Genomic DNA, 20282 nt, shown 5'->3' on the forward strand with positions numbered 1-20282 from the left:
TCGAGCGCCGACGACCCGGCGATCATTGACGAAAGGGCGTGCAGGACTCCCGCGTAATGAGCTGCACGGCCACGGCTTCGGGTGCCGCCAGGGGGGCGTGCTCCTGGTGTGTTCGCGCGAGCACTCGCTCCGCCGCCAGTTCACCCAACCGGTCCGGGTTCTGATCGATTACCGTGACGGCGGGGTGCAGAAGGTCGGCCAGAGGGAAGTCGCCGAAGCCGACGAGCGCCGGGGGGTCGTCACGCAGGGCGCGCAGGATCGCCATCGTGGTGCGTGCGTTGGATGAGAACAATGCGGTGGGCGGGAGGGCAAGGCTGGTGAGTCGCGCGGCTGCGTCACGGGCGGCCGCGACGTCAGAGACGCCGCCGACAATGAGCTCAGCGCTCGGGTCGAGACCGCGTTCCGCATTCGCGCGTCGCCAGCCGACGAGGCGAGCTCGTTCGGTCGATTGCCGTAGCGAGTCACCCAGGTAGGCGACTCGCGTGTGGCCGCGATCGATGAGGTGTGTTGTGGCCAGGTACGCGCCTCCTTCGTCGTCCGCCGTGAAGGTGTCGACATCCAGGTTGGTGGGGGCGCGGTCGATGCACACGAGAGGAGTGTGCTCTATCCACCGGTGGAGGTACGACTGATCGTCGTGGATGGGAGCGAAGATCAGCCCGGAAAGCTTCCGACTGAGGAGCGACTCAATTGTGGGACGTTCATCGGCGGGATTGTCGCCCAGGCTTGCTACCAGTGTCGAGATCCCGTGTCGTCGGGCCTGGCGGTCGATGGCGCGGGCAATCGCCGCGAAGAAGGGGTCGACAATATCGGGCACCGCGACACCGATTACGGAACTGCGTCCCGCGCGAAAGGTCGTCGCAAGAACGTTGGGAACGTAGTTGAGCTCGCGGATGGCGCGCTGTACGCGTTCTCGCGTCTCGGGCATTACGTGGGGGTCGTCGTTGAAGACTCGTGACACGGTCTTCACGCTGACGCCTGCACGGGAGGCGACCTCTCGCATCGTCGTCACGACAGTGGCCGTTTCAACCGGTCATGAGTCGGTGACACGATGCGCCGTTCTAGTGCCCGTCGACTGCGGCCATCAGCTCGCGCAGACGGGGAAGCGCTCGGGTCGTCAGGAGTTCCTCCCGAGTGACCGCCGAGATCGACAGGCTGTCTTTCCACAGGGAGCGACCTGCCATCGCGCCGCGGGCGCCGTTGGCTACCGCGGTGCGAACCTGCGTGATGAAGGTCTCGTGGTCGATGCCGGCCGAGAGCACGGCCCACGGCACACCGCCCGCGGCTGCCGTGACTGCCGCCGCCGCTTCGGCACTGCCCGGGTACTGGAGCTTCAGCACCTTGGCGCCGCACGCGACACCGAGCGCGGCGCTGTCGACGACGAGTTGCGGGAAGAGGGCACGGTATTGCTCATCGGATTCGCCCTCGAGCTGGTAAGTTAGCAGTTCGACGATGAGGAGCACGCCTTCGGATTCGCACTCCGACACCAGCGCACGGATCTCGTCCGCGACGCGGGAGTTCACATCCTGTCGATCTGGCCGCACGTACCACAGCATCTTTGCCACGTCGCCGCCGAGTTCACGCACGGTCCTTGCAGAGGCGCCGTCGACGAAGCGCGTGAACCGGAGCCCGTCTTCCGTCTCGAAACCGGAGGCATCGAGCCCGACAACGAGCGCCGTGTCGCGGCTCAAAATGCCCTCGTCCGGAATCATCGGCAGAGCAACCTCGGGGTCGAGCAAGATTCCTGGAGCGTGGTTCGCCAGGTGCCTGACGAGGTCGGCCTTGACCTCCGCCAGCTCGTCTTTCGAGATGGCCGCCGATCCACCCGGTGCGTCGGAAATGGCCGCTTTCATGCCGTTGCGCTGATCGGCCGCGACGATGAGGATGTTGCCGCCGGGGGTGCAGATCGCCTGCATGCCGCGTCGTTCGGCGGTCGTCAGTGTGCTCATACGCTTCGTGTGCTTTCCGTGAGAGTGCGTCGTACGACGCGAGAACAGGCGCATGACACCGGTGTCATGCCTCACCCCATGGTTGCCCACCGGGCATCATCTGTCAAGACGCCACTCAGGAGCGTTCGCCGAACCCCGGCTCTCGGAGCGGCCGGAGCGGGTCAGGGTCGACGATCACCGTGGGGAAGGGCAGGGAATCAACGTCGCTCAGGATCGTTGACCCCTGAGCGATTGCGTGAGCACCCCACGCCGCCGCTTGGCCGGTGCTGTCGGCGAGGCACTCCCGAAAGGCTGCGGATCCGGGTTCGCGGTCCCCGAGGCCGGCGAGGAAGCCGGCCAGCGACGCGTCGCCGGCCCCGGCGGAATTCACGATCGCGCGTGGTCGCGCGTGCGCGTGCACGACGACGTCCTCCGAGACCACGAGAGCCCCGTCCGCTCCCATGCTCACAAAGACAACGCCCACGCCTCGAGCGAGAATTCCTCGAGCAGCCGATATGACGTCGCCAATCGTTGTCAGGGTGCTCGTTGTCAACTCCGCAAGCTCGTGAGTGTTCGGCTTGATCAGGGACACGGTGCTGCCCTCGGCCGTCGCCATGGCGAGCGCGGGGCCACTGGTGTCGACGGCAACGCTGATGCGTCTGGCCTGCGCTGCCCGAAGAAGCGGTTCGAGGGCGGTGTCCGGGGTATGGTCGTCGATATCGGGCAGCGCACCGCAGAGCACCAGCCAGCGGGTGTGCTGATGGTCGAGAGCGTGCACGGTTTCACTGACGACGCGCTCCCAGGTGTCCGTCGAGAGCGTGGGAGTGGGAGCGTTGATCTTCGTCGTCGCCCCCGCATCGTCGAGGATCGACGTGTTCACCCGAGTAGCCCCGGCCACCGTAACCGGCCTCAGTATCGCGGCATGCTCTGAGTGGGTGGCGAAGGTCAGATCATCCTCACCCAGCACGACGATCGCCGTCGTCGCGATCCCGGCCCGGGAGAGAGCGGCCGACAGGTTGACCCCTTTCCCACTGAGTTCGCGGCCAGAGCTTCGCGCCCGAGAGAATCCTCCGAGCGGCACGGCAGCAACGCGATACGTGACGTCGATGGCGCCCGCGGCCGTCACCGTGACGATGGCGGGCCCGGTCACGATGTCGATCCCGGCGCGCCGACCCGGATGTGTCCCTCGACGATGACACGAAGCAGTCGCGCCACTTCAGAGGCCACCGCGCTGCGGCCCGCAGCGAGATACGTTCGCGGGTCGACGATGGTCGAGTCGGTGCTCAGAACCTTCCGTACGGCGTGAGTCATCACGGCGCTGACGTGGGTCCCGATGTTGATCTTGCGCATGCCGGCGCGGATTGCCGCGTCGATCCCGCTGTCGGCAACCCCACTGGAACCGTGCAGGACGAGCGGGACCGGCACACTACGCGCGAGTCGTCGAATGAGGTCGTTGTCGAGCTGAGCATCTCGATGGGTCATCGCATGAGAGCTTCCGACCGCTACGGCGAGCGCGTCGACACCCGTCGCCGCGCAGAAGGCGACGGCGTCGTCAACGTTGGTGCGCACGCCGGGTGTGTGCGCACCACCCTTGCCTCCGATCTCACCCAACTCGGCCTCAACCCACACACCTGCTGTGTGCGCGCGCTGAGCCACCTCTCGGGTTCGCTCGACGTTCTCTGACTCGGGAAGGTGCGCGGCGTCAAACATGATGGAGGGAACGCCTAGGGCGATGGCTTCATCGACGAGCGCTTCATCCGTCGCGTGATCGAGGTGCACCACGATCGGAGTCGATGCCTGGTCGGCCAATCGGAGTGCGGCGTACGCCGCCGGCGCAAGGCTACCGTGAAAGCGCACGGCATTCTCCGAGAGCTGGAGAACGGCTCCGGCCCCCGCCTCCTCGGCGCCGAGGACGATGGCTTCGGCGAGCTCAAGCTGGACAAAGTTGAAGGCACCGACGGCGCGATAATCACGCAACAGGGAGGCCATATCAGTGAGCGCCATGCTGTCCTCCCACCCTGTCTTCCAGGGCAAAGACTTTGTCCGCGCGTTCCGCGGTGGCGAGAACGACCTCGGCGTTACGTTGGTCCGTTCCCAGTGCCCAGGCTTCGGCATCCTGGGGGGAGCGTCCGTAGCGCTCGTGCCGCGCGATGAGCCAAGCCTTGCGCGCAGCCTCGTCTGTCCGAAGGAACCACACCTCGGTGAGCAGAGGTCGCACCCGCGCCCAGCCTCCGCTCTCGAGTAGAAGGTAGTTCCCTTCGGTAATCACGATGGGCGTGTTTGGGTCAACGAGCACAGAGCCGGCCACTGCCGCCTCCAGCTGACGGTCGAAGTCGGGCGCATATACGGGTCGGTCACGTGCGGCAATACGCTCGAGAAGAGAGACGTAGCCGTCGACGTCGAAGGTGTCCGGTGCCCCTTTGCGCTCCCAGCGACCAAGCCGACGCAGCTCCGAGTCTGCGAGATGGAAGGCGTCCATGCCCACGGCGACGGCGTCCGAGCCGAGGGCGTCAAGCAGAGCATCCGTCAGCACGCTCTTGCCGGCACCCGGGGCTCCCGCGATGCCCAGCAGCACGCGCTCGCCACCGGCCGCGAGGTGGCGCAGGTGCGCAGTGAGCGACGCAATCGTCTCGCGTTGCGACTCTCTGGGGAAAGGTGTCGATGGCGTCGTCAAATCGGTTGTCCTGTCGGCAGGAGAACGAGGTCTCGAATGGTGACGTGGGCGGGTCGTGTCAGCATGTAGAGGATGGCATCCGCGACATCTGATGATCGGATGCCCGTGCGAGCCTCGATCCTTTCCGCCTCCTCGGGGGACCCGTGCGCGAAACCCCACAGGGGGTTGAGGACGACTCCGGGAGCGATTGCCCCGATCCGCACCCCAGACTCGGCGGTCTGTCGCCGGGTCGTGTGCACAAAAGACTGCACAGCGTGCTTGCTCGCCGAGTACACCGGCTCCCACTCGATGTCTTGATGGCCCGAGACGGAACTGGTGACGATGATGTCTCCTGACCCCTGTGGAAGCAGGTGGCGCAGCGCTGCGCGTACGAGAGTCATCACCCCGGTCACGTTTGTTGAGACGAGCGACTCGATCTGCTCGGGCGTGGATTCGGTGATGTCGCCACCCACGTAGATGCCAGCATTGGGCAATACGATGTCGAGCCCGCCGAGACGCTGTACCGTCTCCGCCACGATCGACTCCGCCGTCTGCGAATCTGACACGTCCGCGGCGATGGGGGTAACCGATCCTGGTGCTGACTCGGCGAGGTTCATGAGCTTGTCATTGGACCGCGCAACGGCTACGATATGCACTCCTTCCGCAACTAGGGCCTCGCACGTGGCCAGCCCGATTCCCGAGCTTGCCCCCGTCAGAAGCGCGACTTTTCCGTGCAGTGATGTCGTCATCTCTCCTCCTCGATGCGCGGTCGGTGCTGGCTTGTTGAGTCGCGACGATCGAGCGAAAGCAGACCCCGGCGGTACTTCTCGTCAGGCCGTGAGTTGATGCGCGCGACCTCCTCCGGGGGCATGAACACAACGCCCCCGGCGCACGAGGCGGCGATGATCACGCGCGCGCTTTTCTGTGCCATTGCCGTCATGCCGAGAACCTCGGCCGCGGTCAACCCGAGCGCGAACATGCCGTGATTGCGTAGGTAGATGACGCGTGGCGCCTGCCCCCACCGCGCGATGTGTTCAGCCAGCTGCGTTCGCACGTGGCGCGCGAGTGCGATGCCCGGATCCACGTACGGGACGAGGAGTGGATGCGCGCCCAAGACGACGATCTGATCGGGAAACAGGGCGCCGTCAACGAGCTTCTCGGCAGACTGCGAGCACAGGATCGCGGTGACGTTCGTCGGATGGCTGTGCGCGATGACCCGCGCATCCGTTGCGGCATAGATGACCACGTGCAGGAGCGCTTCGACCGAGGGGCGACGACCCTCGAGAGCTGCAACCTGAGAGAACAGGGCGTCCACCTCGTCGTCGCCCGCCCGGGGGTCGTCGATGAGCGCCAGAGCGGCGGGTAGCTCGAGGCGCACGAAGTCGTCGGGTTCGGCCGTCGCCAAAGTCGCGCCGCTGGCCTTAACGAGCATGACGTTCTGGACGCGCACGGATGTATTGCCTTCGCCGAGAATCGCGGCGTCCTGGCTGGGTGCACCCAGCTGTCGCGAAAGATCTACCAGCGCGTCACGGGACGAAGCGGTCATCGTGATCCGCTGTGGTTGAGCGTGTCCGGGTTCATTGCACAGACCATGCTGATTCTGTACCGCGGTCACAGCGCGGTGTAGCCGCCATCGATGACGAGTGATTGGCCGGTGAGGTACGAGGAGGCAGGGGACGCGAGTAGGAGCACTATGCCGTCGAGGTCGGTCGGATCACCCATGCGTCCCGCGGGGATGAGCGACACCCAGTCTGCCGCGAGTTCGGGGTTCTCCTCGGTGAACTGCCTGGTCATGTCCGAGAGAATGTAGCCAGGCGCAATCGCATTGACTCGGATTGCCGGCGCCCACTCGACCGCCAGCGACTTCGCGAGCTGATCCACGGCTGCTTTCGAGGAGTTGTATGAGGCCTGCCGTTGCGGAACGTTGACAATGCGTCCGGACATCGACGAGATGAACACTGCGGAACCCTTACGCCCCTCGGCAAGGAGCGGTCGAGCGAAAGACTGTGCGCTGAAGAAGGTTCCGCTGAGATTGATGTCGATCACCCTCGACCATGTCGTCTGATCGACCTCGGCGGAGTCGCCCCACGTGGTGATGCCGGCTGCGGTGATGAGGATGTCCGCGGTGCCGAGATCGGCACGAACAGTCGAGAACGCGCCTTCTACCGATTCGGGGTCGGTGACATCCACTCGTGCGAACGAGGTCGTGGCGCCCGTGTCCTCCTGGAGCCGGCGAGCGGATTCCTCCACGCTGGGCAAGATGTCGAGCAGGGCGACGCTGGCACCGTATCGGGCCAGTGCAGTGGCGAGCGAGTATCCGATCCCGCGAGCGCCACCCGTGACGACAGCAACTCGGCCAGTGAGGTCTAGCAGGTTCATCGTGTGCTCCGCATCGTTGGTGAAAGGCACGGTGGCCGGATCGGAATTCCGATCCGGCCACCGTTAGTTGACTAGCAGGACGACCGGTAGGCCGCCTCTCCACCTTCACCGTCGATGTTGTCGGCGGTGATGATGGTGAAGCCGGTCTGGATGATCTCCTCGGTGGGCTCGCCCTCGAGAGCGGCCAGCGCCTGGGCGACACCCTGCGCACCGATCGAGGCGGGCTCCTGAGCAACCAGGGCCTGCACGACGCCGTCGCGCAGCTGCTGGACCTGGGCAGGACCAGCGTCGAAGCCGACGATGGTCACTTCGCCGTCACGTCCGGCCTGCTGCACACCCGTCGCCGTGCCCTCGGCGGCGAACAGGTTCGCCGCGAAGATGCCCACGATGTCAGGGTTGGCCTGCAGCGCAGCGGTCACGATTTGCGCAGCGAGAGCGGGGTTGTTCTCGCTGTACTCAACGCCCAGCGACTCGAAGGCCGGGTTCTCCGCCGCGGCCGCCTCGAAGCCCGCCGCACGCTGGTCGGTCGTCGAGATTCCGGGGTTGACCGAGACAACAAGAACCTTGCCGCCCTCGGGGTTTGCGGCTTCGATGGCAGCGAACGCAGCCTCACCGCCTCCGAAGTTGTCGCTGGAGATCTGCGAGACCGCCATCGACGGGTCCTCGAGAGTCGTGTCGACGAGCACGACCTGGATGCCTGCATCAGCGGCCGCCTGAATCGGTCCGGCCATTGCCGTCACGTCCGTCGGCGCGATGAGAAGCGCGTCCGGCTGCGAGGCAACGACCGCGTCGACGATCGGGCGCTGCAGAGTCGGGTCGAACTGCTGCGGGCCCTGAACCGTCACGGTCGCGCCAGCAGCTTCGGCCGCTTCCCTGATGCCGCACTCCATGGTGATGTAGAACTCGTCACCCGCAACGCCCTGAACGAAGGCGATGCTATAGCCGTCCTCGTTCGGCGCAGCGGCGTCCCCGTTGCTGTCGGTGCCGGCGTCTGCCGAGCAGCCTGCGAGCACCAGCGCGGACGAGGCGCCGAGCGCCAAGATCCCGAATGCTGACTTCTTCCACTTCATTGTGATTTTCCGTTTCTCGTGATGGGTTGGGTGGTGTTTGCCGACGCGTTACTCACGCCGATTTCCGCTGACGAACTTTCGCCAGAGGCTTGGGGGTTTGCTGCCGCGCATCGCGGCACTGCGTCGCGTCTGGTCGATGTAGACGGCGGTGATCAGAACGACACCAACGGCGACTTGCTGCCAGAACGGCTGCACTCCCGTGATGACGAATCCGTTCTGAAGGACTGCGGGAATGAACAAACCGACGACGGTTCCGAAGATCGTTCCGATCCCGCCGAAGAGCGACGTGCCACCGATGACGACCGCAGCGATGACGTTCAGGTTCGTCTGGGATTGGCCTCCGATTGCCGTGGTGCCGAATTGGGAAAGCGAGAGAATGCCGGCCACCCCCGCGAGCGAACCTGCGAGCATGTACACCTGGATCAGGTGACGATCGACCTTCACGCCCACGCGACGTGCCGCTATTTCGCTCGAGCCGACGGCATAGGTGTAGAGCCCGAAGCGCGTGAAGTGCAGGAGGAATGCTCCGAGAAGAACGATCCCTAGGGCGATCACCGAGATGATCGGAATGGTTCCGAACACATTGCCGAATCCGATGCTCGACCGGAGCTCCTCGGGAACCTCACGAATGTCGATGCCCCCACTGAGGACGAGCGCGAGGCCCAGTGCCATGCCGAGCGACCCCAGCGTGACGATGAGGGGTGGAATCTTCCCCTTTGTGATCAAGAAGCCGTTCAGGAAGCCCCACGCGGTTCCGGAGAGGATCGCAACGACGATCCCGATGATCGCGACTCCCCACCCTTCGCCGCCGAGTTCCCGCATGGTGATGGCCGAAACAACGCCCGAGAAGACCAGCACGGAGCCAATCGAGAGGTCGATGCCAGCCGTGATGATGACGAAGGTCATGCCGACGGCCAGAACCGCCAAAATCGAGGCGTTCTGGATGACCAGGCGGAAGTTCGACCACTGGGCGAACGTGTCGGGAGCCAGCGCGGTGAAGATCAGGACGATGGCGATCAGAACCAGCAGAATCTGGAAGGACTGGGCCTTCAGCATCTTGCGGAAGAAGCCCAACTGGGGCTCGAGCATGCCGATCGCTACTGATTCGGTCGGCGGGGCAGCGTTCTTCACTGGTTTCCTTCCTTCGTGACGGCGCCGGTCATGAGCCCGACCAGTTCTTCCATCGATGTCTGCTTGGCATCGAGACTGGCCACACGGGTACCCAGTCGGAGGACCTGGATGCGGTCGGAGACCTCCATGACGTGAGGCATGGAGTGGCTGATGAACACCACGGCGATGCCCTTGTCACGGACACGCCGGATGGTCTCCAAGACGTTCTTCGTTTGGCGCACTCCGAGGGCCGCGGTGGGCTCGTCCAGGAACACCAGTCGGTGGGCCCAGTGCACGGCTCGGGCGATCGCGACCGCCTGTCGTTGACCACCAGACATTTCGCCGACGGGCGAGCTGAGCGATCGAACGGTCGCACCAAGTTCACTAAATGCCGAGTACGCCTGATCGCGCATCTCCTTGTTGTTCATCATGCCGAGCATGCCCAGCAGTCCGGGTCGGCGAATCTCCCGGCCGAGGTACATGTTCTGAACCGGGTCGAGGTGAGGAGCCAGGGCTAGGTCCTGGTGAACCGTCTCGATTCCGAGTGCGTTCGCCTGACTGGGTGAGGTGAGCTCGATCTCCTCGCCGTCGAGCTTGATCGTGCCGCTGTCGACGGCGAGGTTGCCGGAGAGCGCCTTGACAAGGGTGGACTTCCCCGCCCCATTGTCACCAATCAGCGCAGTTACCTCGCCCGGATACACAATGAAATTTGCCTCGTTGAGCGCGCGAACGTGTCCAAACTGTCGAGATAGGCCAATTGCTTCGAGTAGGGGTGTCGGCATCTCAACTCCTTTCGTAGGGAACGGGAAAACGGGAGGTCGTCGCAAGCAGCGGTGTCATTGCTGTGGCGTGAGGGTTGTCGTGTCGATCCGTGCGTGCTCGGCAAGGAAGGCAGCGGCGAAGTGTTCGAACTCGGAATTGCGAGCTGCGGCGAACGATGCGAAGAGCGCGGCTCCGAACGCGGTGCCCTCGTCGTGGGTCGAGACAGAGACGCGGGGAAAGACCCGTTCACGAGCACGCACAACGCTGCGCATCTTTGACCAGCCTCCGGTCAGCAGGGTGGAGGTCGCCGCAGCGTACTCACGATTCATGATCTCGAGGAGTTCCGCACACATCGCGTTGCCGTGCGTGAGCGCGGCAATGAACAGTTCCTCGGGTGAAAGTCCGTCGCTGTTCGCGACGATCCGCAGGACACCGTCGTTGTTACGAGCGCCGGAAACCTCCAGACCGCCGTCGGTCAGCATGCCCGAGACCGGCAGGGCCATGACCCGCTCGTCGATCTCGCGTCGACCGTGCGCGTCGGTGATGCCAAGAAGTTGGAGCACCCGTCTCATGAGGAGGCCCGACTTCGTCCCGGCAAGAAGCACGTACTTTCCCGGAAGGACGTGGCGCACCGTGTTGATACCGGCCGTCGCGAGACGCTCGCGAGCATCGAAGGGCAACGTCGTGTCGAGCACGCGCACGAGCGCCTCGGCTGTTCCCATTGAGTCATAGAGTTCGTCGCGGGTTGTCGCACCGGCGGCAACAGCGGAGACGAGATGATCGTGTCCCGCGACGCTCAGGGTTGCGCCTTGGAACGCCGACGGTAAGCGATCGTCAGAGAGCTGGCCGACGGGATCGCCCGCGCCGACCCGTTCGGCCAGGATGCTCTCGCCGACGTTGAGCACATCGAGCGCGGCACCCCAGGGCTGGCTGTCGTCCTGATCGATCATGCCGGTTCGCGACACAAGCGAGTACTCGGCCACCCGGGGGCCGCCGAGGGAGTGAATCACGAACTCGGGCACGTTCACGAATGTGCAGGATTCGAGAGTGACACCCTGGTCGCGAAGGTAGAGCAACTTCGAGATCGTTGCCAGAGGACCGACCGGCAGACCAGTGCGCCCGAGGAATTCGTTGCGAAACTCGGCCGGAGTTCCCAGAATTTGCTCGCCTCCGCGTGGATCGAACCAGGCAAAGATGGGCGCCGTTGGCAGCCCGTGCTGATCCAGAACTACGCCCGCCTCGGCCATTCCAGAGACAGCGAGTGCGTGCACTCGATAGTTACCGTCGCGACGAAGTGCGGTATCTGCCTCCGCCGCGAGCGCGACAATGACGTCCAGTACGCGCCCCGCGGGCATCTCGGCCTGGCCGTGATCGAGGCTGTCCCAGGGAGTGCGTCGGCTCACGACGAGCTTCTCCCGACCTTCAGGTGTCGCCACGAGCATCTTGATGCTCGTGGATCCGATGTCGATTCCGACGACGACGTCGCTCATCGCACGTCACCCGAGTCGAGCGTTGCAGGCCATCCCCGTCCCGGCCGGGCGATGAGTACGGACGCCGTTCCGTCGACGTGCCACGGCCCGGCGGCGTGCGGGACGACGAGAGCATCCCCGCGCTGTACCGGCACGGATCCCTGATCGAAGGCAAGAGCGCCGTCGCCGTCTGTCACGAGCACGACGGCAAATCCAGCGTCGACGTCCGCTGTCCCGTGCCCTGCTCCAGCCGTCTGGTGAAGCTGGAAGTACGGGTCCGCCGACTCGGGCAGAACCGACTGCAGCAGCGGCCCCGCTGCGGATGCTCCACTCGTGGACACGAGCTTCGCGAGTTCGGCGTCGGTCAGTGCGGAGGTGGAGACAGCGCCCAGCACTGTGTCGAAGCCGAGCTCAAGGTGCGACTCTTCGCGGGTCGACGTCGTGATTGACCATTCGAGGAGAATTGAGAAGTCGGTCGGTTCCTGAACTTCTGCGACGAAGATTCCGCCATCGATTGCGTGTGCTGTCTCTGCCGGAACGAGAACACCCATCCCCTTCACGGCCTCGATACGGTTCATGTGCGCGAGCATCCATTCGCTGTCTTGAGCGTCGCGCCGCTTGTCGAGCTCGTCGCGGTCCACGTCGTCTTTCCAGCCCACATAAAACGCGCATCCGGGTTCGGTGTCGAGCACGAACCAGGCCTCCGTCTTGCCGTACGGGCAGTTCAGGTGCTGACCAGCGAACGCTCGGTCGGGATGCACGTGAACGGGGAGCCGTTGGCGAGCGTCAAGAAGCTTGACCAGGATGCCGACGTCAGAGGCGACTGAGCCGCGGCTGCTCCCGATCCACGATTCGGGGTCGGCTGCGACCACATCGCGCAGCAGTGCGCCGTCGGCCGTGACGGCGAGACCCACGGTGGAGTCTCCGAATCGTGACACCGTTGAGCCGAGCCACTCTTCGGGCTGACGGTCTGTCTCGGGTGTGATTCCCCGCAGTGCCGCGATGCGGTCGCCACCGAGGTAGAAGTGCTGCACGGGGTTCGGCGGGAGGAAGAGTGGTTTCACGATGCAACTCCTGTGTGATGCTCATTCGCGGATGCGCGTGGCCGAATCTCGCCGGAACCGCGGGGAACAAGAGTGGTAGGGACGACAATGTGCACCGGCTCTGATGCCGGGTTGTCAATGAGCTCAAGCAGCCTGCGGAATGCGGCGCTGCCGATGAGGTTTGGGTCCTGGTCAACACAGGTGACACCGGGCGTGAGGACGTCAGCTGTCTCGAAATCTCCGAAGGAGATGAAGGCGATTTCCTCCGATCCGCCGGCACGCATGGCGTCGATCGTGGCGATCGACGCCCGCGACGTGGCGCCGAGCATCGCCGTCGGCGCATCCGGGCGTTGGAGGAGTCGCGCCGACGCCGCTGCCATGCTTGCCCGGTCATGTTCGTGTCGAACGATCAGCGAATCGTCGACGGGAATTCCCGCCTCGTCGAGCGCGGCACGGAACCCGGCAAGTCGCGCGCTGTTGGTGGGGTATTCGGGGTCATCGCCGATGAAGGCGATGCGACGGTGTCCCAGTGAGATGAACTGTTGGGTCACCTCTCGTGCTGCACCGAAATCGTCGACGACGACAGAATCGATTCCCTCGCGGGAGCGGTCAACGGCCACGACGGGAAATCGCCGGCGGTAGATCTGTAGCTCGTCTGCCGTCACGGCGACGGGAACAACGATGAGCCCGCACAACTGATGCCCTGTGAGACGATGTAGTTGCTCCCGCTCGCGATTGGCATCGAACCCTGTGCTGGCGAACACGACGCTCAAGTCGCGGGAGATGGCGAGATCCTCGATCACGCTGACCAGGGATGCGAAGAACGGGTCGGAGATGGAGTCGATGACGACGCCGATCACGTCTTGACCGCCCTTTTTCAGCGATCGCGCGGTGGTGTTGGGCACGAACCCGAGCTCGATGATCGCCGCAAGAACGCGCTCGCGCGTCTCATCGCGAACGCCCTGCTCTTCGTTGACGACTCGCGAAACGGTCTTAATACTGACGCCCGCGCGGGTAGCGACGTCTGTAATGCGCGCGCGCGCAGGCAGGGAGACTCGGCGTGATGCGCTCGACCCTGCGGCCTGTTCAGCGTTCACCGGACCTGCTCCCGACATCGTTGTCATTTCGTGAAATCCCGCGAGGGCCGCGGGCGTCATCGGTATACTGCGGTGATTCCGACAACGTTGTCAAGTCTTCAGAACGGAAAGTTGTCCAGATGAGATTTATCGTTGTGGCGGGAGCCGCTGGCACCGGGAAGTCGACCCTCGGGCGCGCGATCGCACGAGATCGCCGGTTGCCATTTCTCGACCTTGACACCATCACCAATGCAGTCCTGGATGGCGCTGTCAATCCCTTCCTGGACGACGTCCATTGGAATGATCAGGCTCGTCGACACACGGTTCGACCGGCGAGGTACCGGGCCCTGCTCGACACGATTTCGGACCAGGCGGAGGTGGGCGGAGGAGCAGTCGTTGTTGCGCCGTTCACCGCCGAGCTCACTGGTGGTTCCGAGTGGCATGACTTGGTGGAGGCGTGTCAGGGGGAACCCTTCGTCGTGTGGATCACGGGAACGCAGGATCTTCTTGATCGTCGTAGAGCGGAACGTCAGATCGATCGTGATGCCTACGCGGTTGACGTGCCGCCCTTGCCGCCGCGGGTGCCGCACCTGAGGCTCGACGCACAGTTGTCGACTCCGCAGCAGCTGACGCGCGTTCTGCGGTACCTCGGGGAGCTGCGGAGCGTGCCGCACGATTCGCCGGTGTTGTCACGCACGTACGAAGCGGGTCTTTTCGATCTGGACGGGACTCTCATCGATTCAACCCCCGCCGTTCTGCGCTCGTGGAACCGGTTGAGCGCCGAGTACGGAGTTGACATCAACCCCGTGGCCTCGGGCCACGGGAAACCGGCGACTCACCTCATTCATGCGATTCTCCCTCCAGACAAAGCGGAGGCGGCGCTTGCCCGCATCACGGAAATAGAGGCGGCAGAGGTTTCTGACGTCGTTCCGATTCCTGGCTCGCACGAGTTCTTCACCTCCGTGCCCAGGCGCGCGATCGTGACGAGCGGAACCCGCCTAATTGCAGGCAATCGCCTGGCCGCTTCCGGCGTTTCGCGACCAGACGTCGTCGTGACGTTCGATGACGTCTCCCAGGGAAAGCCGAACCCTGAGCCGTTCTTGCTCGCGGCTCAGAGGCTTGGCGTGCGACCCGAGGCCTGCGTCGTCTTCGAGGACGCGCCGGCGGGGATCGCCGCCGGAAGGTCTGCCGGTTGCACTGTCGTCGCAATCACGGGAACTCATGACGCCGATGAACTGCAGGGCGCTGACCTGGTGGTTGACCGCCTCGATCAGCTGACGGTCGTGACCGACCACGAGGGGTTTCGCCTGGACCTCGGGGTGTGATCGTGAGGTATGGCGCCGAGCACTCTCGCCTGGTTAACGGGAGGAGTAGCCGCCATCGATAGGGAGAGAGACGCCGGTGATCATGCCTGCCTCGTCACTCAGGAGAAAGACAACAGGCCCAGCGATGTCGTCCTCGGTGGCCCACTTGCCAAGCGGCATCTGTTCGAGGAATGGCTTCTCAATTTCTTCTCGACCCCAATACCAGGCAGACATGGGCGTCATTACCACGGTGGGGTTGACGCTGTTCACGCGAATGCCATGGCGACCCAGCTCGAGCGCGGAGACTCGGGTGATGTTGTCGAGAGCAGCTTTAGATGAACCGTACGAGATGTGGCCTCCCAGCGCGACGAGGCTTGCCTGACTCGACACGTTGACGATGGCGCCGCCGCGCCCACGTCGAATCATCTCTCTCGCGGCATACTTAGTCACCAGCAGGGCGCCGCGCGCGTTGACCGCGATTACCTTGTCGAAGACCGAGATGTCCGTGTCCTGAGGGGTGGCGATCTCGCCGCCGAACCCGGCACAGTTCACGACGCCCCAGAGGTCGAGCCCTTCGATAGCTTCGCGGATTGACTCTTCCGATTCGAGATCGAAACCCAGTGCGCGTGCCCCCGTCTCCGCCGTGATGGCGTCGAGCGACGACAGGGTGCGACCAGCCGCGATGACGTCAGCTCCGCGTCGGGTGAGGTGTCTCACGATCGCGCCGCCGATTCCTCCAGCTGCACCCGTGACGAGCACCGTCCGGCCGTCAAAATCTCCCATTACTGCTGTTCCCTTCGTTGCTACAGTCGACCCTGTGACTGATCTCAATACTACGTCGGTGAAAGCAGCTAAAGACAACGTTGTCATTCCGACGTACGATCGCGACCTGATGATGCCCGGAATTGTGCACTTCGGTCTCGGCGCGTTCAGTCGCGCACATCTGGCCATGTACGTGGATCGCCTTCTCGCTCGGGGTGACGCTGACGAGTGGGCGGTGAGCGGAATCGGTCTGATGCCCGCCGACGAGAAGATGCGAGACATCCTGGCCGAGCAAGATCGTCTGTACACCCTGATTACTCGGGCTGCGGACGGGGAGCCGGATGCGCGCATCATCGGCTCGATTGCCGAGTATCTCTACGCCCCGGATGACCCGGAAGCCGTCATCGAGCGACTGGCCGCACCCACCACCCGAATCGTCACCCTGACGGTCACAGAGGCTGGCTATACGCTGGGGACGACCGCCGCGAACGAGAGCGCACCGACGACGGTGTGGGGCTATCTACTTGCCGGCCTCACGCGTCGCGCCGAGCGCGGCATCCCACCCTTCACCGTGCTGTCGTGCGACAACATTCAGGGCAACGGCTCTATCGCGCGCAACGCCCTCGTGTCCTACGCGCGTGGTGCCGGCTCCGATTGGGCAGAGCGAATCGCGACCGAGGTCGCCTTCCCCAACTCGATGGTCGATCGCATCACGCCGGCGACGACCGCCGAGGATATCGACACGGTCGAGCAGATCACGGGGCTGCGTGATGAGTGGCCGGTGAGCTCCGAGCGTTTTGAGCAGTGGGTCATCGAAGACAACTTCTCCGCAGGGCGGCCCGCCTTTGAGACCGTCGGCGCTCAGTTCGTCGCAGACGTCGCGCCTTACGAGAAAATGAAACTGCGATTGCTCAACGCCTCTCACCAGGCGATGGCGTATCTCGGAATCCTTGAGGGCTATACCTACGTGCATGAGGTCGTGCGCGATGCTGACTTCGCGACCTTCTTGAGGGGGTACATGCGCGAAGAGGCCGCGCCCACCCTGGATGACGTGCCGGGTATCGACCTTGCCGGCTACCAAGATGAACTGATCGCGCGGTTCTCGAACGCCGCCATCAAGGACACTCTTGCGCGGCAAGTCGTCGATGGATCGGAACGGATTCCGAAGTTCCTCCTCCCTGTTATCGCCGACCAGATCGCGGCGGGTCGAAACATTGAGCGATGCGCGCTCGTCCTGGCGGCCTGGCAGGCGGTTCTGCTCCGCGGAGCGACTCGTCCCACCGATCGAGCGATTACGTCGGACGCCCGCCTGGATGAACTCGAGGCGGCCGCCCTTGCCGGCGAAGAGCATCCGGGGGCGTTCCTCACGATTGTGCCGCTGAGTGAGATCGACGATGAACGCTTCACCCGTGCGTATCGGAAGGCGCGTGCTGAGCTGCGAGAGTACGGGCCGAGGGGTGCCGTGCTCTCACTTAACCGCGATGCTGTCCACTGACGTTGCCCAGACCTTAGTGTCGCGAGGCGACAGTGGTCGACGCCGTGATTTCGACCCCGAGGTCAAGGTGATGTCCCGGCTCTAACGGAACCAGCAAGTTCTGCTCGTGGGCAGCGGTGCGGCCCAAGATGGTCGGAACTAAGCTGGGCTCGACGCCGAGGACGTAGTGCCCCGCCTCGGCAACGCGCCACTGGAAAAGACCGGGTAGCTGCGCGGAGTCGAAACGGATTCCGATGGTGAGCCCGCGGGGGTTGACCACCTCGACATCAACGGTCTCGGCGCGGGGGAGCATGTGCTGAAAAACCTGCTCAGGATAGCGGTCGCGAAGGGCAGGGAACGAGGACCAGGTCGTCACGCCGGCGGCGGCGTGCTCATCGCGAGGTCGCACCTCTGTTGCGGGCGATCGCAGTTCCGTACCCTCGTCGATGAGGGGCCAGCCGAAGTTGAGGTGGTAGAGGACCATCGGTGACACGGGCCGCGAGCCGCGGTTGACCAGGCGGTCCGCGACGCGCACCGTGCGTTCACCCACGGGGGATGTGATGCGACGATGCAGCTCGAGGTTCTCGCCGAAGACACGTGCCTCTCGAACGATGCCCTCGATGACTATCTCATCGTCCACGACCGCAGTTCGGGTCACCGTGGCCGGACGGGAGGAGATGCGGCCGTGCATGGGGTGTGACTGGTCGCCATCCTGCGAAGCCGGCCCCACATTCAGCAGTCCACAGGTGGTGAGGAGGCCGCCCCCGAACGTGCGCAACCATGACTGACCGTCGACGCCCGCCTCGGGGACTCGGGGGAAGCCGGTGGGGGAGATCCATGCAACTGGCACGCCCGCAACCCGCAGCTGACCCAGGTCGAGTGCACGATCGGGAAGCACCGCAAAGTCGAGGTCGCCGTTGATGACATGAATACGCCGAGTCGCGGCGGACGGCCCGTCCGACACCGTACTCGACGTTATCGACACGGCCTGATCGAGCGAGCCCATGAGACGAGTGGCCACATCGAATGGAGCCCCGAATACGGTTCTTGGCATCTGGTGCGCCTCCCTTGGTGCAGTGCGTGTCACGTTATCAGCGGCCTGGTCGGGTGATGTCGGGGTGCGCGGAGCTCGCCTTGCGGACATGCTTGACAACGTTGTCTTTACGCCTTTACAGTGATGCGCGTAGCGGCACGTAGCCCCTGCGTGGGCTCTTTCGGAGAACGGACTCCCCCATGAAACCTCGCCTCAATCGGCTGTTCAACCCGCACTCTGGGCGTGCTCTGGATGTCGCCGTTGATCATGGTGCTTTTCACGAGCACGCCTTCATTGCGGGGATCGAAGACATGCCCGCTACCGTTGCCACCCTGGTGGAGGCTGGCCCCGACGCCATTCAGCTAACGCTCGGGCAGGCGCCCCTGCTGCAGTCCATTCCGGGAAAACAGAAGCCCGGGCTCGTTTTGCGCACCGACATCGCCAATGTGTACGGCAATCCGCTGGAGTCGCCGCTGCACACCGTGCACGTCCCCGATGCGATCGAGGTCGCGGTGAAGCTGGATGCGGTTGCTGTCTGCGTGAACCTGCTCGATCTACCGGGTCACCCCGAGGTGCGTGAGCAGTGCATCCGGTCGATTCTCGCTCTGCGGTCGGAAGCGGAACGCTGGGGCATACCGATGATGATCGAGCCGCTCGTGATGCAGACCAACTCGGCCGGCGGTGGCGGGTACGCCGTCGATGGCGACACCAAGAAGATCGTCACGCTCGTGCGCCAGGCACGAGAGCTTGGGGCCGACCTCATCAAGGCCGACCCCACCGATAACCTCGCCGACTACCACCTCGTGGTTCAGGCGGCCGCCGACACGCCTGTGTTGGTGCGGGGGGGCGGGCGCGTTGACGATCGCACGCTGCTGGAGCGCACGAAGGCTGTTCTCGACCAGGGTGCGAGAGGCATTGTCTATGGCCGGAATGTGATTCAACACAGCAACCCGGCGGGAATCACCGCGGCTCTCATGGCCGTCGTGCACGAGAACGCATCGGTCGACGACGCCCTGGCGCTCATCGAGGGTGCGCGATGAGCGGACAGCGCGTTAACGTCGGAATCATCGGCGGCGGACTCATGGGTCGAGAGATCGCGGCGGCCCTTCGGCGATGGCCCGCGCTCATCGATCACCCCGCTGAGCCCCAGCTTGTCGCCGTGTGTGACATCAATCCGGATGCTCTCGAGTGGTTCCGGCGCATCGACAGCGTGCGGCTGATGACCACCGATTATCGCAAGTTGTTGGCCGACCCCGACGTTGATGTCGTCTACATCGCCGTACGGCACGACCTTCACGAGCAGATGTATGTTGACGCGGTGCGAGCGGGCAAGGCACTTCTCGCCGAGAAGCCGTTCGGGATCGACGCCGATGCTGCCGACGCGGTTCTTCGGGCGATCGACGAGACGCCCGGAGCGTTCGTGCGGGTGTCGAGTGAGATGCCGTTCTTCCCCGGCGCCCAGATGGCGATCGACTACGTGCGCAGCGGAGCCCTGGGGCGCATCATCGAGGCGAAATGCACCTTCCTGCACTCCAGCGATCTGGACGTCAACAAGCCACTCAACTGGAAGCGTCAGAAGCAGTACTGCGGTGACGCTGGTGTGCTCAACGATTTGGGCATGCACACGTGGCACGTGCCCCTCCGACTGGGGTGGGTTCCGGACACGCTTATGGGCATCCTGCAGGACATCGTGACGGCGCGCCCCGGGGCGGACGGCCCGATGCAGCCATGCGACACGTGGGAGAACGCGGTCATTCATAGTTGGATCGACACCGACGGCGACCCCTTCCCGCTCACGACCGAGACGAAGCGCATCGCTCCCGGAGAGAAGAACACCTGGGAATTCGAGGCGATTGGGATGAACGGTGGAGTGCGTTTCAGCACGAAGAACCCGAAAGCCGTCGATGTGTTCTCGGTCGTCGAGGTGGCTGGCCACGGCCGCGAGCAGAGCTGGCAGAGTGTCGATGCGGGGAGCCAGTCCGTCTGGCCGACGGTGACGGGCGCGAACTTCGAGACGGGATTCTCCGATGCGATCCTGCAGATGTGGGCGGCGTTCCTGGCGGAGCGAGCGGGCCAGCTCGGCGATGGTTTCGGCACGGTTCGACCGGAGGAGGCGGCCTTCACCCATCGGCTTTTCGCGGCAGCGATCGAGGCGCACGAGCGTCGGCAGATGCAGGCGCCCAAGGGTTTCCTGAGCCGTTAGGGCCGTCGGCACGTGCCGA

Annotated in this window: 20 protein-coding genes; 4 read left to right on the forward strand and 16 right to left on the reverse strand. The window is 64.4% G+C overall.

All coding sequences use genetic code 11. The features are described from left to right. Positions 1 to 22 precede the first annotated feature (22 nt). The 14 genes from CPY97_RS01740 to CPY97_RS01805 all read right to left on the reverse strand — a co-directional run bounded on the left by CPY97_RS01740 (position 23) and on the right by CPY97_RS01805 (position 13508). Positions 23 to 1000, reverse strand: coding sequence for a LacI family DNA-binding transcriptional regulator (locus CPY97_RS01740; protein ID WP_096423273.1), 978 nt, complete (start codon positions 998 to 1000; stop codon positions 23 to 25). Between the two features lie 58 nt (positions 1001 to 1058). Beyond that, a complete protein-coding gene (locus CPY97_RS01745) occupies positions 1059 to 1946 on the reverse strand; it encodes a tagatose-bisphosphate aldolase (protein WP_096420298.1) in 888 nt (295 codons plus the stop codon). A gap of 115 nt (positions 1947 to 2061) precedes the next feature. Continuing rightward, a complete protein-coding gene (locus tag CPY97_RS01750) occupies positions 2062 to 3075 on the reverse strand; it encodes a 1-phosphofructokinase family hexose kinase (RefSeq protein ID WP_161494036.1) in 1014 nt (337 codons plus the stop codon). After that, entirely contained in the window at positions 3072 to 3929 is an 858-nt protein-coding gene (locus CPY97_RS01755; protein WP_096420302.1) for a class II fructose-bisphosphate aldolase, read from the reverse strand. Before CPY97_RS01755 ends, CPY97_RS01750 begins: the two co-directional genes overlap by 4 nt. Beyond that, complete coding sequence (locus CPY97_RS01760; protein WP_096420304.1) at positions 3916 to 4599, reverse strand: nucleoside/nucleotide kinase family protein; 684 nt, start codon at positions 4597 to 4599, stop codon at positions 3916 to 3918. Before CPY97_RS01760 ends, CPY97_RS01755 begins: the two co-directional genes overlap by 14 nt. Then, positions 4596 to 5327 (reverse strand): SDR family oxidoreductase, encoded by a 732-nt coding sequence (locus tag CPY97_RS01765; protein ID WP_096420306.1) that lies wholly within the window; start codon positions 5325 to 5327, stop codon positions 4596 to 4598. The genes CPY97_RS01760 and CPY97_RS01765 overlap by 4 nt, the downstream gene beginning before the upstream one ends. After that, a complete protein-coding gene (locus CPY97_RS01770; RefSeq protein ID WP_096420308.1) occupies positions 5324 to 6124 on the reverse strand; it encodes a class II aldolase/adducin family protein in 801 nt (266 codons plus the stop codon). The genes CPY97_RS01765 and CPY97_RS01770 overlap by 4 nt, the downstream gene beginning before the upstream one ends. A 65-nt stretch (positions 6125 to 6189) precedes the next feature. Next, on the reverse strand, positions 6190 to 6957 hold the full coding sequence (locus tag CPY97_RS01775) for an SDR family oxidoreductase (RefSeq protein ID WP_096420310.1): 768 nt from the start codon (positions 6955 to 6957) through the stop codon (positions 6190 to 6192). Between the two features lie 71 nt (positions 6958 to 7028). Beyond that, positions 7029 to 8027 carry an ABC transporter substrate-binding protein gene (locus tag CPY97_RS01780; RefSeq protein WP_096420312.1) on the reverse strand — a complete coding sequence of 333 codons (999 nt, stop codon included), beginning with the start codon at positions 8025 to 8027 and terminating at the stop codon, positions 7029 to 7031. A gap of 48 nt (positions 8028 to 8075) precedes the next feature. After that, positions 8076 to 9158, reverse strand: a complete 1083-nt coding sequence (locus tag CPY97_RS01785; RefSeq protein WP_231924003.1) for an ABC transporter permease — start codon at positions 9156 to 9158, stop codon at positions 8076 to 8078. Continuing rightward, positions 9155 to 9919 (reverse strand): ATP-binding cassette domain-containing protein, encoded by a 765-nt coding sequence (locus tag CPY97_RS01790; RefSeq protein ID WP_096420314.1) that lies wholly within the window; start codon positions 9917 to 9919, stop codon positions 9155 to 9157. The genes CPY97_RS01785 and CPY97_RS01790 overlap by 4 nt, the downstream gene beginning before the upstream one ends. Before the next feature lie 54 nt (positions 9920 to 9973). Next, on the reverse strand, positions 9974 to 11389 hold the full coding sequence (locus tag CPY97_RS01795) for an FGGY-family carbohydrate kinase (protein WP_096420316.1): 1416 nt from the start codon (positions 11387 to 11389) through the stop codon (positions 9974 to 9976). Next, positions 11386 to 12432 carry a class I mannose-6-phosphate isomerase gene (locus CPY97_RS01800; RefSeq protein WP_096420318.1) on the reverse strand — a complete coding sequence of 349 codons (1047 nt, stop codon included), beginning with the start codon at positions 12430 to 12432 and terminating at the stop codon, positions 11386 to 11388. The genes CPY97_RS01795 and CPY97_RS01800 overlap by 4 nt, the downstream gene beginning before the upstream one ends. After that, positions 12429 to 13508, reverse strand: a complete 1080-nt coding sequence (locus tag CPY97_RS01805; RefSeq protein WP_161494037.1) for a LacI family DNA-binding transcriptional regulator — start codon at positions 13506 to 13508, stop codon at positions 12429 to 12431. The genes CPY97_RS01800 and CPY97_RS01805 overlap by 4 nt, the downstream gene beginning before the upstream one ends. Between CPY97_RS01805 and CPY97_RS13220 the strand changes: the two genes are divergently transcribed. Further along, positions 13475 to 14812: an HAD-IA family hydrolase gene (locus tag CPY97_RS13220; RefSeq protein ID WP_150129159.1), complete on the forward strand. Its 1338-nt coding sequence runs from the start codon at positions 13475 to 13477 to the stop codon at positions 14810 to 14812. The genes CPY97_RS01805 and CPY97_RS13220 overlap by 34 nt on opposite strands. A gap of 33 nt (positions 14813 to 14845) precedes the next feature. Here the strand turns inward: CPY97_RS13220 and CPY97_RS01820 are convergent, their stop codons facing one another. After that, positions 14846 to 15550: an SDR family oxidoreductase gene (locus tag CPY97_RS01820; RefSeq protein WP_197702242.1), complete on the reverse strand. Its 705-nt coding sequence runs from the start codon at positions 15548 to 15550 to the stop codon at positions 14846 to 14848. A 58-nt stretch (positions 15551 to 15608) separates the two neighbouring features. Between CPY97_RS01820 and CPY97_RS01825 the strand changes: the two genes are divergently transcribed. Further along, entirely contained in the window at positions 15609 to 17048 is a 1440-nt protein-coding gene (locus tag CPY97_RS01825; RefSeq protein ID WP_197702243.1) for a mannitol dehydrogenase family protein, read from the forward strand. Between the two features lie 13 nt (positions 17049 to 17061). Here CPY97_RS01825 and CPY97_RS01830 read toward each other — a convergent pair whose 3' ends face one another. Next, positions 17062 to 18033 (reverse strand): aldose 1-epimerase family protein, encoded by a 972-nt coding sequence (locus tag CPY97_RS01830; RefSeq protein ID WP_161494038.1) that lies wholly within the window; start codon positions 18031 to 18033, stop codon positions 17062 to 17064. A 227-nt stretch (positions 18034 to 18260) separates the two neighbouring features. Between CPY97_RS01830 and CPY97_RS01835 the strand changes: the two genes are divergently transcribed. After that, positions 18261 to 19100, forward strand: a complete 840-nt coding sequence (locus CPY97_RS01835) for a class I fructose-bisphosphate aldolase (RefSeq protein WP_096420326.1) — start codon at positions 18261 to 18263, stop codon at positions 19098 to 19100. Beyond that, entirely contained in the window at positions 19097 to 20263 is a 1167-nt protein-coding gene (locus CPY97_RS01840; protein WP_096420328.1) for a Gfo/Idh/MocA family protein, read from the forward strand. Before CPY97_RS01835 ends, CPY97_RS01840 begins: the two co-directional genes overlap by 4 nt. Positions 20264 to 20282: the final 19 nt, after the last annotated feature.

Origin of the sequence: Microcella alkaliphila (assembly GCF_002355395.1) — a bacterium.
Classification (GTDB): domain Bacteria; phylum Actinomycetota; class Actinomycetes; order Actinomycetales; family Microbacteriaceae; genus Microcella; species Microcella alkaliphila_A.